12 protein-coding genes, 1 tRNA gene and 1 pseudogene are annotated in these 13,828 nt (G+C 35.3%); 8 read left to right on the top strand and 6 right to left on the bottom strand.

The window, feature by feature from the left end:
• The first annotated feature begins 6 nt into the window (after positions 1-6).
• Positions 7-168: a DDE-type integrase/transposase/recombinase gene (locus AAGD79_RS06995; RefSeq protein ID WP_010082071.1), complete on the top strand. Its 162-nt coding sequence runs from the start codon at positions 7-9 to the stop codon at positions 166-168.
• Positions 161-325 carry an IS3 family transposase gene (locus AAGD79_RS03360; protein WP_084741697.1) on the top strand — a complete coding sequence of 55 codons (165 nt, stop codon included), beginning with the start codon at positions 161-163 and terminating at the stop codon, positions 323-325. The genes AAGD79_RS06995 and AAGD79_RS03360 overlap by 8 nt, the downstream gene beginning before the upstream one ends.
• A gap of 100 nt (positions 326-425) precedes the next feature.
• Here the strand turns inward: AAGD79_RS03360 and AAGD79_RS03355 are convergent, their stop codons facing one another.
• The 3 genes from AAGD79_RS03355 to dnaG form a co-directional block, all read right to left on the bottom strand.
• Entirely contained in the window at positions 426-1,508 is a 1,083-nt protein-coding gene (locus AAGD79_RS03355) for an efflux RND transporter periplasmic adaptor subunit (RefSeq protein ID WP_341811614.1), read from the bottom strand.
• Positions 1,509-1,709: 201 nt separating this feature from the next.
• Positions 1,710-2,792, bottom strand: coding sequence for a Fic family protein (locus tag AAGD79_RS03350; protein ID WP_341811613.1), 1,083 nt, complete (start codon positions 2,790-2,792; stop codon positions 1,710-1,712).
• 237 nt (positions 2,793-3,029) lie between these two features.
• Complete coding sequence (dnaG, locus tag AAGD79_RS03345; RefSeq protein WP_341811612.1) at positions 3,030-4,778, bottom strand: DNA primase; 1,749 nt, start codon at positions 4,776-4,778, stop codon at positions 3,030-3,032.
• Positions 4,779-5,678: 900 nt separating this feature from the next.
• Here dnaG and ubiG point away from each other — a divergent pair.
• On the top strand, positions 5,679-6,854 hold the full coding sequence (gene ubiG, locus AAGD79_RS03340; RefSeq protein WP_341811611.1) for a bifunctional 2-polyprenyl-6-hydroxyphenol methylase/3-demethylubiquinol 3-O-methyltransferase UbiG: 1,176 nt from the start codon (positions 5,679-5,681) through the stop codon (positions 6,852-6,854).
• A gap of 11 nt (positions 6,855-6,865) precedes the next feature.
• Here ubiG and AAGD79_RS03335 read toward each other — a convergent pair whose 3' ends face one another.
• Positions 6,866-7,306 carry a TrbC/VirB2 family protein gene (locus AAGD79_RS03335; RefSeq protein ID WP_341811610.1) on the bottom strand — a complete coding sequence of 147 codons (441 nt, stop codon included), beginning with the start codon at positions 7,304-7,306 and terminating at the stop codon, positions 6,866-6,868.
• 139 nt (positions 7,307-7,445) lie between these two features.
• Between AAGD79_RS03335 and metG the strand changes: the two genes are divergently transcribed.
• Positions 7,446-9,035 carry a methionine--tRNA ligase gene (gene metG / locus AAGD79_RS03330; RefSeq protein WP_341811609.1) on the top strand — a complete coding sequence of 530 codons (1,590 nt, stop codon included), beginning with the start codon at positions 7,446-7,448 and terminating at the stop codon, positions 9,033-9,035.
• A 73-nt stretch (positions 9,036-9,108) separates the two neighbouring features.
• Here the strand turns inward: metG and AAGD79_RS03325 are convergent, their stop codons facing one another.
• Positions 9,109-10,266, bottom strand: a complete 1,158-nt coding sequence (locus AAGD79_RS03325; protein WP_341811608.1) for a hypothetical protein — start codon at positions 10,264-10,266, stop codon at positions 9,109-9,111.
• A gap of 121 nt (positions 10,267-10,387) precedes the next feature.
• Positions 10,388-11,839, bottom strand: coding sequence for a replicative DNA helicase (locus AAGD79_RS03320; RefSeq protein ID WP_015589094.1), 1,452 nt, complete (start codon positions 11,837-11,839; stop codon positions 10,388-10,390).
• Positions 11,840-11,953: 114 nt separating this feature from the next.
• Here AAGD79_RS03320 and AAGD79_RS03315 point away from each other — a divergent pair.
• The 4 genes and pseudogenes from AAGD79_RS03315 to radC all read left to right on the top strand — a co-directional run bounded on the left by AAGD79_RS03315 (position 11,954) and on the right by radC (position 13,677).
• Positions 11,954-12,036, top strand: a tRNA-Leu gene (locus AAGD79_RS03315).
• A gap of 24 nt (positions 12,037-12,060) precedes the next feature.
• Positions 12,061-12,657, top strand: coding sequence for an RDD family protein (locus AAGD79_RS03310; protein ID WP_015589093.1), 597 nt, complete (start codon positions 12,061-12,063; stop codon positions 12,655-12,657).
• A gap of 192 nt (positions 12,658-12,849) precedes the next feature.
• Entirely contained in the window at positions 12,850-13,029 is a 180-nt protein-coding gene (locus AAGD79_RS03305; RefSeq protein WP_065094818.1) for a hypothetical protein, read from the top strand.
• Positions 13,004-13,677 (top strand): annotated as a pseudogene (radC, locus tag AAGD79_RS03300) (RadC family protein). The gene AAGD79_RS03305 and the pseudogene radC overlap by 26 nt, the downstream one beginning before the upstream one ends.
• Positions 13,678-13,828 lie beyond the last annotated feature (151 nt).

Here is a 13,828-nt window from a genome sequence, read left to right as displayed (position 1 = left end):
TAGTTAATGAGTAGTGCAATAAATAAACAATTGGTTATGAACTCTTTATTAATGGCCATTAATAGGCGTAAACCTGTTAAAAATCTACTGCTGCACAGTGACCAAGGTTCACAATATACTGCGCAAGGGTATCAATATCTCTTAGCTGTAAAGAATATAGATGAGTAATAAAGGCTGTTGTTACGACAATTCTGTTGCAGAAAGCTTCTTTAGCTCATTGAAAAGAGAAATACTTATTGATACTTCACAACACTCTGCTCAACACACTAGAACTGCAATATTTGAATACATAGAAATTTTTTATAACAAACAACGTCACTATTAACTATTGCATTCCAGAACAATTTGATGCATCATTCTTTTTGTAAAAAACATTCCACACTTTCTCTCCACTTTTTCTGGGTAAGGTCAAAGGATCTTATGTCTTAAACCTTATCACCAGGCTTAACAAATAGGTGGCCCAATACTATTAACTTTATGGGTTTATCTTCGTTATTTGCTACTATCCAAACCCCATCGCTCTCATGATCAACAATTTCTATTGGTGCAAATACTACATAATTATTGTCATCAACAATCTTTATTCCAAGAGCACCCTCGTCACTTAAGCTCAGGGCTGAAGAAGGAACTTTATATGCAAATCTTTCGCCTGAAGGTAGCCTTACGTTGGCAGTTAGTCCCTGCAAGGATATCATTTTATTATTAGTTACCTTTACTTCTATCCTATAAGACCCAGTTTTAGGCTCAGCAATTTTACTAATAAAACTTACTTCACCTGCCAATTCTTTTCCGTCCAGCAAATTAATTTGAGCTGTGCTGCCTAGCTCTATTTTATTTACTTCATTTTCCGAAACGTATAACACTACAAGAATTTGATCGAAATTAACCACGTCAGCTATTTTTTGCCCAGCATTAACAAAATCCCCTTCGTTTGCATTGATTTTATCAATATAACCATCTATAGGAGATGTGACTGCAGTATTTTCTAAATCCAATTCTAGCCTTTTTAGGTCAGCTTTTGCACTTTGTAACGCAGTAAAAGCTGCTTCTACTTGTATTTGTGCCCCATAGCCTTTTTTATTCAGTTTGTGAGAGGAATCATACTCAATTTCACGCTGCTTTAATAAAGCTTTGGCTTTCTGAGCTTGCTCAATCCTGTCATAATCTTCTATCTTTAACACTACATCATCTCTTTTTACCTTTTCACCATCAGGTAAATAAATAGCAATAATCTTACCACTTATTTTTGAGACAAGGCTAGCTCTATGTAAGGGATTTACTGTACCAGAAAAATTTAAATATATAGTGCGGTTTTGCGGCGCACATTCTTGAGTTTTTACTGAAAAGCTACTAGTTGCATTATCGCTATGAACCGCCTGATCTTTTTTTAAAAATGCACTGCTGATAAAAAACAGTAGAATAAAAGCAATACTGGAAATGATGATTACTTTGTTTCTCACCTTTAAACAATAGAATTTGTTGACCAATCTTGTTAGAAACAACTGCATAAATTTTCGAATCAGAAATGTAAGTATAATACATGTACCATTGTCACTCCATAAATAGTTTTATATGAGAACAAACACAAGATTTTCCTACAATAAGTAAGTTTTTTATTGCTAAAATGCAATTTTTAATCGAATAAAATTGCAAACAAAGTTGTGCATAAGACTGGATTTAAAAAAATCTTGAAAAACATACTAAAACTTTTAAATAATAACTTTATATCTAGTGGCTTTGCCTTCTCCAAGACGCTGTAAGTATTTCATCCCTAGCAGTTTCTTTGTAATTGCCTCTACTGTTCTTGGAGGAAATCCTAGAGCTTCTATAGCATCTTTTCTACTAAATTCTTTATCTGCAAGGCTAAGTGCCCATTCCCAGAAGAACAATTGTTTTCTTGATAATAAATATTCAGTATTCTCCCTCTCAAGAATATAATGCGCCTCATTTGCTTGCGTTTTGAGTACATTAAGAAAAAATATTAACCACGGGGAAATATCTTCTTTGCCACTTTTCCAGCTACTTTGTGTTTTATTAAGCGCTAAGTAGTAATCAAGTTTGTTAGTTTCAATTATCTTTTCATGTGATACAATAGATACAAAATCATAACCCTGCTGCAACAGCATTAAATTAGTTATCAATCTACTAGTTCTGCCATTTCCATCTTGAAAAGGGTGTATTGCCAAATACTCAAAAACAAAGTTAGCAACAATAATAAGAGGATGCTTAAATTTATTATTTAAGGACCAGTGATACCAATCAATAAGCTCTTGTACTTCCTTTCTAACAAGGTAAGGTGGTGTGGGATCAAAAATTATACCAACAACTTTTCCATTCTGATCTTTTGCCTCAACTCTATTAGAACTTGCTTTGTATTTTCCTCTATGATACAAATCTTTTTCACTATAAAGTAGCATCTGGTTGTTAATGTGCAATATTGATGACTCACTAATTGGAATATCCGTATAATCATGAAATATTAGTTTAAGCATTTCTAAGTAGCCAGCAATTTCTTGCTCATCTCTATTTTTAAATTTTTTGACACGTAGGTTTTTATATAGATCCTCAACTTCTTTATCGGTTAGACGATTTCCTTCAATACGGTTAGAAGCGCCAGAAGATGTAACAATAACTGAATGAGTTAATCTTTCAATTGTTTGTGGTAGTAGTTTTTTCGTTATCTGCCAGCTATTTTTAACACTATCAACTGCAGTAATTAACTCGTACACTTGCTCAATTACAGGCCTTTCTAGGTTGAGACGTGTACTAAGACGAAAATTCTTCCAGTTCATATTCTTCTCACATGCATATTATGTGAGATAATGTGAGATAATGTGATAAAAGTCAATAGTAAGCTTTATATGCATAGCAGAGCTAACTACAAAAATTATACATTTTCAAGTGATCCTAACCATATCAAAAACTACAGGGCAAAGCTGTTGGAGGAAGGCTTAATTAGTTAAAAATTTCAATCTTATGTAAAATATTGTCTTATTTTGTAATTTTCTTGTTGACTAACGAGACGATATCTACTTTTCAATAAACTCCATTTGCATTTCTTGTATACTACTTTCTATTTGCTCTATTTGTTCTATTAACCTTTCTTCTAAGTCAAGATTACCGCTCAGCCTCGCTTCGGTTCTTTCTTTTCGTAATGCATTTAACTCTTTTAGTAACACTATATTATTCCACACAATTTCTGCAGATTTTCTCTCGTTCAGTTGGCTATTTAGTACACTAGTTTTTTCAAATACATACTTTATAACGTTAAACTGTTTCAATTCTTGTAACAAAGCCTCTTTATCGAGTTTGCTTTTGTTACTTATTACATCAATTATACGCTGTTGTAATCTTTTCATCTCATTAGTAAATTCAAAATGAGAAAATTGCTCAAAAAATATAGGACGGTTCAAGATTTCAGGAAATTCTACGGCTATACGCAAAATTACGGCCTGATTTTGCTCTGCTTCAATTAGCTCTGGAGATTTGTTATGAAGATACTCACCTTTTGTTGCTCCAGTTTTACTATTAAAAATCTGTTTTTTGAAGCTACTTCTTAGTTCACTAGCCTTATTGTAAAAATAATCTCTGTAATACCTTCTAATACTGCTGTTGCTAATAGTATTTACATATTCCATGAACTTGTGCTCAAGAATTGAATATTTTTCCGGAGCAAGTTTTTCATAATTTTGCAAATTGCTATCGATTATGTGATGCCATAAATATTCAGAATGCAGTTTTGTTGAATGGTCAAGAGCAGTCAACACGTCTTCTTTCTTGTATGCCAGTTCGTTACATATATCGTATGGATCTTTATTACTTGGCAAAGTCACAAACTTTAACGTGTATCCAGGCTCTAATATTAGCAGAGCAAGTTCTGCAACTCGAGTAGCAGCATGACGTCCAGCACTATCGCCATCCATACAGATGGAGATTTCTTTAGCAAATCTCCATAGATTTTTTATCTGTTCTGCAGAAATTGCGGTACCAAGCGGAGCAACTGCATTACTAATTCCCGCTTGATGTAGCGCTATAGTGTCCATATATCCTTCAACAACAAATATGTGCTGTTTTTTACGTATTTCGCTTAAAGCAAAGTTTAATCCGTATAAATTCTCCCTCTTCTTGAAGAGCTGACTCTCTGGGCTATTTAAATATTTCGGCTGTTGCTCAGAACTTAGCGCACGTCCACCAAAACCAATAACTCTTCCTGCAATGTTGTATATAGGAAATATCAGCCGGTCATAAAAATAATCACGAAAATTTTTGTTTACTAATCCAATATCAATCAAAATTCTGTCTTCAATACCTGAAGAATTTAAATACTCTTTCAAACCAGAGCTTGGTGCATAACCTATCTTAAATTTATCTATGATTTTAGGTGAAATCTTACGCTGCTTTAAATAATCTACAACACTTTGATTTTTTTGTGCAAACCAATTTGCAGCTAAATCAAGCGCTAAAAATAGTTTATTGTTCTCTTTTGTAATACTAAGATTTTTGGGCAGTTCAACACCTGTAACCGATGCTAATTTTTCCAATGCTTCTTTAAAGCTTAATCCTTCAGTTTGTGAAATAAATTCAAATGCATCACCACTAGCTAAGCAACCAAAACAGTAATATAACCCCTTAGTATTGCTCACCGAAAAAGATGGGGTTTTTTCGTTATGAAATGGACAGAGCCCAACAAAACTATCTCCTCTTTTTATTAATCTGACTTTTTTACCTACTATGTCGGATAATAATAATTTTGATTTTATAATATCTATATGATCCATCTTGTTAAATTAGTAGTAGGATAAAAATTATATAGAATTTATACACATCTGACTCGAAATTTATTTCTATAACTAAAGCAATTTAGATTTACCGACAATGTAGCTATACAAATTCAAGAGCAATCCTGTCATCCAGGTAGCCCACAGAAACAAAAAACTTCCTTGACAAACCTCGCCAGCGCCCTTATCATGAAACTGAAGCTATTTATTTATCTTCTCTGTACAGATTAAATGACAAAAAAACTCAACGTATCTGGCGTCTCATGTTTAATTTTTTGCACTATGTGCACCTTATGTCTTTATCAAATTTCCGGGTTTTGACCTACACAAGCTGAAATACGCTTATAAAGCATTTAAAACATTAAAAAACGCCAACTTAAAAAATGGATAGTGAATAACTAGCTACCCTAGGGTTTCTTTTGCCTTTTTTTCTGTTTAGTAAATTTCTTAACGTTTATAATTTAGATTAGTTGCGGCTTAAAAGCAGCTAAATCGCGGTTATTAAGTGTTTAGAATAAAAAAACGCCATACTTGAAAGTATAATGTAAGTAATTAGCCAACCACGGGGCTTCTTTTGCCTTTTTTTTCGTTTGGTAAATTTCTTAATATTTATACAGAAGGTGTCATTCCAGTGCTTGACACTGGAATCCAGTTCTTATTATACAGCTATCTGGTGTACTTATTTAAAATTAAGTTTTCTGGATCTCAGTGCCAAAGCACTGGGATGACACCCTTCCTGGCGGAGATTATTCTCAAATCACAATGTTCGTACAGTTGTGGAATGAATTGCGGTATGACGTAGGAAAACCTTAGCTATAGCTTTAGAACTCCCAAAAGGTCAGAAGCATTGAATGACTTGACAGAAAGTTCAAACCCATATAAAATGTCCTTATTTCTTATATGTTAGATGTAGTATCAATTGCCTCAGATCATGCTGGTTATGAATTAAAATCAGAAATAAAACCTTACCTGGAAACCCTAGGTTATAGAGTGGTAGATCAAGGCTGCACTGCTCAGCAAAAGTGCGTGGATTATCCAGACTATGCTGTTAAAGTTGTAGAAGATATAACAAGCAAAAAAGCAAATTATGGGATATTAATTTGTGGTACAGGTTTGGGCATGAGTACTGTGGCAAATCGTTTTGAAGGAATCTACGCTGCTTTGTGTAATAGTGTTGAAATCGCAAAATTAGCTCGCGAGCATGGCAACGCAAATGTACTGTGTCTTGGTGCAGGATTTACTGCGAGTGGATTAGCAAAAGACATAGTCAAACAATTCCTCGAAACAGAATTTTCAAAAGAAAGCAGACATAAAAAACGCCTTGATAAACTCAGCAATATAACCTCTAAGAAAAAAAAAACAAAAACTTATAACGAAGATGAAATATCAAAATTCGCTAAAATGGCAGGCCAGTGGTGGGATGAGAACGGCAAATTCAAACCATTGCACATGATGAATCCTGTTAGAGTATCTTACATTATTGAGAAAATAAAAGAGTTAAAAAAATGCAATTTAAAAGAATTATCATTGCTTGATGTCGGGTGTGGTGGTGGCATTTTGTCAGAGTCAATGGCACGCGTTGGCATTAACGTTGTGGGAATAGATGTATGTGAAGAAAACATAAAAGTAGCGCATTCACATGCGAAAAAAGTAGGGTTAAATATAGAATATATACACACCAGCATTGAAGAGCTAAGCAATGACAAGAAGTACGACGTGGTTCTGCTGATGGAAGTAGTTGAACATGTGGATAATTTAGAGCTTTTCATGAAAAAAGCGATAGAACTGCTAAAACCGGAGGGGTTAATCTTTATATCCACAATAAATAGAACTATTAAATCCTTTTGTCTTGCAATAATTGGTGCAGAGTACATATTAAATTGGCTGCCAAAAGGTACACATAACTGGAATAAATTTCTCAAGCCGTCAGAAATTGCAAATCACTTAAGAGAAAATAATGTAACGCTGCAAAACATGGCTGGCATGGAGTACAACGTAATAAAGCGTGAGTGGAATCTAACTAAAGGCGTGGATGTTAATTATATACTCTGCGGTTTGTTAGATTTAACTCTATAAAAGCACCATTTTCACTTCCAATACTTTGAAGGATCTTGGCCAGCTTTTATACAGTAGCCTTTATTAGTTAGCGCCCAACCGGAACGACAAGCATAACCTGTACCTACACGTTCATATCCAGGAGCAGCAACACACTTTCCATTCTCCAAGGTTTGACCTTTAAAAAGACAACAAACTTCTTTTTCTGTTACCTTTGTTACAATTTGAGGAGCACCAAAAAACACAGCAACAAACATACCCAGTGCGAAAAGTACAGGCCAAGGCATTCTGCCAAATATTGCAAGTAAGCTTGAACCAATTATTACCACTGTAATCATTGGTCCACCTATTCCATGAACGTAACCTATTACATTACACATTACATCTGTTGCTCCATCAGCGTGTGCATCAAATGCATAGAAAACTATAAATAGAATTACAAGAAAATTTCTCATTGTTTTTTCAATAATCATGCCTGATTGTTTCTTATTTTAATAAAATTTCAGTAAATAGCTTTTTTCAAAAATTATGCTTAACCCAATCAATATTTATTTATTACTGCCTTTTTAATACTATAATTAACTCAGTTGATTTTTATCAAAATGCTAAACCATGGAACAATTCGAGAACTTTTACATCACCACGCCAGTATATTACGTAAACGATAAGCCGCATATTGGTCATGCATACACTTCTCTCTTGTGTGACGTGGTGGCAAGGTTCATGAAACTAGCTGGGAAAAATGTCAAATTTACCACCGGTACAGATGAACATGGACAAAAAATAGAAAAAGCAGCTAAAGCAAAGGAAATGCAGCCAAAAGAATTTACAGATGAAGTGAGCGTTTCATTTAAAGAATTGGCTAAGTTCATGAATTTTGAGTATGACGATTTTATTCGCACTACGGAGGAACGTCACAAAAAAGCAGTTATAGCTTTATGGAATAGACTTGAAGAGAGAGGGCAAATATATTTGGATTCCTATTCGGGTTGGTATTCAGTTCGTGATGAAGCATTTTATCAGGAATCAGAGCTGATAGATGGCAAAGCACCAACAGGTGCTGAGGTCCAGTGGATAAAAGAAGAGAGTTACTTTTTTCGCTTATCAAACTGGCAAGAAAAATTACTGGAACTCTATAAAAATCAGCCAAGTTTTATCTTTCCTGAGAGCAGAAGAAATGAAGTGATATCGTTTGTAAGATCAGGGCTCATTGACCTCTCAATCTCTCGCACTAGTTTTAACTGGGGAATAAAAGTACCAGGTAATGACAAACACGTAATCTATGTCTGGATAGATGCATTAACCAATTATCTTACATCAATAGGTTTCCCTAGTACTGAAGGTGAGGAATATAAGAGGTTTTGGGCAGAACCAGAAACACAGATTTCAGTGTCAAGCGCTGCAAACCTAGCTGACAACTCTTTCAACGTTCATGTAATCGGTAAAGACATATTGCGCTTTCATGCTGTATATTGGCCAGCGATTCTCCTTGCAGCAGACCTGCCACTGCCAAAACAAATTGCAGTTCATGGTTGGTGGTTGAACGAGGGAGAGAAAATATCCAAGTCTCTTGGTAATGTCATAGATCCAATTGGCCTCGCTCAAGAGTTTGGTGTTGATCAGCTACGCTATTTTCTCCTCAGGGAAGCAAGCTTCGGCCAAGATGGCAACTTTAGTAAGAAAAATATGATCAGCCGGATAAATTCAGAACTGGCAAACAACATAGGCAATTTAGTACAAAGAACAATTTCATTTTTACACAAGCAATGTTCTGGAATTGTACCAACAATCGATCAAAGCCTACTTAAAGGTGAAGAAAGTCTTCCAGGTTGCAAAGCTATACTCGATCAAGTGATGAATCACCTATCAAAGTATGAATTTAACCATATCATACTTCTAATCATCAACATCTCTTCTGAAGCAAATGCCTACATAGACAAAAGTGCACCCTGGACACTAAGCAAAACTGACAGAGAGCGCATGAATTTAGTAATTTACAAGTTACTGGAATATATCAGGATAATAGGCATTTTATTGCAGCCAATTGTCCCGAGGTCAGCGGAAATGATACTTGATCAACTGCAAATCCCGAAAGAGCAACAAGATTTAAAATCTCTGTGCAACGCATGCGTAAGCTTAGGCATTACGCTGCCTAAACCTACGCCGGTTTTTTTGAGGGTTGATGCTAAAGACGAGAAATAGTGTAAAAACTATTTCTCCTGGATGGGATTATCTTTAGTTAACGACGGTGCACACCGCTGTCTACATATTCAAGTTAGGTGGCAAGTGCCTTAGTTACTTTAGCAAAATATGGTTTAGTAACATCAGCATCTATCACTACTACTTCAGTCATTGCCGACTTAACCTTTCCTAGGCTCCATGCAAACCAGCCTTGACCATTTTCTTCTTTAGTTGGCTGACTTTCTGGGCTAGAAATCTCAGTACCTTTTTCATCACCAGATTCTGCATCATAAAATACATCCTGATCCTCAGAAAGACTCATTAAATCACTTTTAGCAGCATCAACATTTAAATGATCAGGTTGCTTAGGAACGTTATCAATATTTAAATAATCCAAACTATTAGCTCGTTGCTTTTGCTCACTGGAAAGAACCTCAAGATTTAAATAATCCAAACGAGTTAGTTCTTGCATGCTAGGTTTAGATCCATCTTCACGCTTAAACTGCTCTTCCGGACTAGAAACCTTAGTACCATAAATCCTACTGTACAAGCTGCTTCCAACGCTGTTAAGTGCTCCTCTTACAGATGCAATTGACGCATCATAAGTATTTTTCAAGCCACCTCCAATACCACTAAGTGTTCCTTTTGTAGACTCAGTTGATGGCACATAATTATTGTAAGCATATTTGCCAGAATACAAGACACCATTAACTGCTTCTTTTGCAAACCAAACAGCGCTATTAACTGTTCCTTTTGCAAGCTGAACAGTGCCATCAGCAATTGCCACTTTTAATTTGTCTTCTTCTATCTTTTTATTTTTTTCAGCTAGTTGAGTTTTTTGCTCAGAACTTTTCTGCTTTTGAGTGCGTACTTGATCTTTTAACTTAGAATTTTCTTCCTCTTGAGCTTCTACTTTATTTTTTAACTTAGAATTTTCTTCCTCTTTAGCTTTTACTTCCGCTTCTTTTTTAGCTAGTTGAGTTTTTTGCCCAGAAATTGTTTGCTCTTGAGCTTTCATTTCATTTTTTAACTCAGAATTTGTTTTGTTCTTACTAATTGCTTTATACGAAAGTGCAATAGTTACAACAGAAAACACAGCATAACCAATAATAAATGGCAAGCCAACACTTAATGCTGCAACTGGAGCTAAGAAACCAATATAAGGAGCTGCAGCAAACACTTCAGATGCTAATAAAGTGAAAGTAGCCAAAGTTCCAGCTATATAATAGGGTACATTGTCTTTACTTATCATGATTATTCCTCACGTATTATAAAATATAATACCATTATAAAAGGATTTTTAAGAAGTTGTCAAGCTATCTTTACATAAAAAAATAATTGATAAACTTGGGAACAAGAAGATTGCTGCCAAGCTATGAACTATGCCTTTCCGTGTAATCTTTAAATGCACCTCTGTTAGAGTCAAAATATAGCTTCACACTGCCAATTGGTCCATTTCTCTGCTTTGCAATAATGAGCTCTGCAATGTTTCTAATTTTTTCCATTTTCTCTTGCCATTCCCGATGTTTATTGTTTCCTTCATTTGGCTGTTTTCTTAGTTCATAATACTCTTCTCTATAGAGAAACATTACTATATCTGCGTCTTGCTCTATGCTCCCTGAATCACGTAAATCAGAAAGTTGTGGTTTTTTATCATCCCTCTGCTCAACAGAACGAGAGAGCTGAGATAGTGCAACAATGGGAATATTTAGCTCCTTTGCAATTGCTTTCAAACCCTGCGTCACTTCCGAGATTTCTTGCACTCTATTTTCATTACTCCTTTTTGTTGTTCCTCTGATTAGCTGCAAATAATCAATGAATACCACTTCTACATTATATAATTGATACAGCAAGCGTATTCTGGTGCGAAGGGCACTAATTGATAGCGCAGGGGTGTCATCTATGATGAAAGGCAGTTCAGATAATTCTGTACTAGTATTGATAAATTCATGCAATTCAAAATCACTAATTCTCCCGGTTAATGCCTTATAATAACTAATTCCTGAATCTATAGTGATCAGCCTTGCAGTTAATTGCTCTGCTGACATTTCAAGCGAGAAAAACGCTACATAGTGTTGCTTATCTGCTCTTTTTTGCAACATCTTACAAGCATTAAGTGCGATGTTTAGCGCCAATGCTGTTTTACCCATAGAAGGCCTTGCAGCTAAAATTAATAAATCAGATTTTTGTAGACCACCAAGAAGCTGATTTAGATCTTGAAGTCCGGTTGTAACGCCTAGCGCTTCTGGATTATTTTTCAGTGTGCTGATCTTCTCAACTACATCTTTAATTGAACTTGCAAGTTTTATATATGTTTTCTCACCTTGTTTTTTTACTGCCAAATTGAACAATTTTGTCATTGCTTGTTCAATTTGCGCCTGTGCAGGATTTTCAATATCGTAGTTGTAGCTATCACCAACTATTTCTTGCCCGAGCTTGATTAAACATCTCCTTAAGTAAGTATCACGGATTATTCTAGTCAAACTATAAATATCAAGTGCAATACTTGCCTTCGCTGCAAGCTTTGCTAAGTACTCTACCCCGCCACACTCGGTAAACGCTTGGTCGTTCTCAAAAAACATTTTGAGGCTCAGTTCATTGGCAACTATACCGTGTTTCCTGGTTTTAGATATTTGCGTAAAAATACTTTGATGCAGTGGATCATAGAAATTTTCTGCTGTAATTGTGTCTTCAACTGCATCACAGATTCTATTATCACGAATCATTGCACCAATAAGCATCTGTTCAGCTTCTAAATTATGCGGTAATTTACATATTTCCTTATCTACACTTCTTGAACTGAGGAGATTGGCTAATTCATTCATTTTAAGTTTTGAGAGTAACTGTTGATTATTGTAGAATATTTAGTCCTCATTTGAAAGATGTAAAGGCAAAAAAATTTGACTAATTCCGTGTTGCCTATAGCATTAAAACTTAATGCCCCTGTGGTGGAATGGTAGACACGGCAGACTCAAAATCTGTTGCTTGCAAAAGCATGCTGGTTCAAGTCCGGCCAGGGGCACGTTAAATATTGGAAAGTATATATATGTTACATAAATTTTTTAATCGTTTATTTTCTATTTTTTCTTCTATAAATGTTATTCAAAAGGTAAAGAAAGATGAAAATGGGATATGTTATGTAACGGGCCTCAGGCGCTATATATCAGTATTGCTTGATTTGATTATTATCGTTTTGTTCTTGCAGTTTTGCAGCCAAGCCTTAAATCAGCTCTTTATGAACTCAGAGGATAGCAAAATATTAAGTCAAATTGCTGCAAAATCCCCAATGCAAGCACCACTGTCTGCGGAAGAAAAGACAACGCAGAGTAGACTTATAAAATTACTAATCCTAAATCAAATAGTCCAGTTTATTATGCTCTTTTGCTATGTAATATATATGTGGGTAAAGTTTGCTACTACACCTGGAAAACTATTATTTGGGCTTAGAGTTGTGGATGCACAAACTTTCGAAAAGATGACCCTAAAACAAGCAACAAAGAGATTTTTTTCCTTTATATTGTCAGTTGCACCATTGTTCTTGGGCTTTTTATGGTCAAATTTCAACAAACGCTGTCAAACTTGGCACGATAAGATCGCAGGCACAGTGGTTGTCACGAGTAAAAGCCTTAGAAGGCAGAGCTAAAAACTACTTGACACCCTTCGCCAGCCCCTTTATCATGATACTGAAGGTATTCATTTATCTTCAATCTGTGCAGATTAAACGACAACAGTATTACGTATTGGCGTCTTTTTTTAATTTTTTGCACTATGTGCATGCACTGGGATGACACCTCTGGGCACTGCCGTCGTAAAGGAACCAGTGTCAGCTACTCGTATGACAAAGGAGGACAGTGTCTCAGCTACTTTCATGACACCATTTGCTGTCTTTAAAAATGAATGTTCTTACAATTGTGCGTCATGCGCTTTATTAAATATTTTACTTAAAAATCTAATTTCTTATTATACAAGAGATAAGCAATTCATTGATGATGAAAAATTACAAAAAGGGGCATAGAAAGCGCCTAAGAGAGAAAATTATTTTAGATAATGGACAATCATTACTTGATTATGAAGTTTTAGAGCACATTTTATATTCAGCATATAGTAGAATTGATGTAAAACCGGTGGCAAAGAGTTTGATAGAAAGTTTTGGCAGCTTAAATAAAGTTTTTAATGCTGACCTGGAAGCGCTGCAAAACGTTGATGATGTCAGCAATGCAGCGATATCTGCCATCTTTTGTGTAAAACAAGCCTTTGTTCGTTCTGCAAGAGAAGAAATAAAAAACCTGCCTGTAATCGATAACTGGGAAAAATTGCTTGATTATTTAAGAATAAGTATAGGAAGCCTCAATAAGGAAAATTTTCGTGTCATCTATATGAATAAAAAGTATCGTCTAATAGCGGAAGACCTGCAAAATATTGGTACAGTAGATCAAACTCCTCTTTATGTCAGAGAGATCATCAAGCGCGCACTTTTGATTGGTTCAACATCCATTGTAATATCTCACAATCATCCAAGCGGAGATACACAACCTTCAATAGCGATATATCTCTCACTAGACAACTAGCAGAAGCTTGCCAAAGTATAGGAATAGAATTAATAGACCACATTATTATTACATTCAGTAGCTATTTTAGTTTCAAGGAAAATAGGTTGTTGTGAAAGCCTTTATAGCTACAGTAACTTAGATTTACCGACAATCGTCATTCCGCTACGTGTTAGCGGCTAAGAGATACCGTGACGGGATGACGTAGGGGTTGCCGAGAACTTGTCATTCCAGTGCTTGACACTGGAATCCAGTTTTCTTTACAAA

The sequence above is a fragment of the Wolbachia endosymbiont (group A) of Oxytorus armatus genome (genome assembly GCF_964027005.1).
In the GTDB taxonomy this organism is placed as follows: Bacteria; Pseudomonadota; Alphaproteobacteria; order Rickettsiales; family Anaplasmataceae; genus Wolbachia; species Wolbachia pipientis.
Note: the sequence above shows the minus strand (reverse complement) of the source record. Positions and strands in the feature narration are given on the sequence as shown.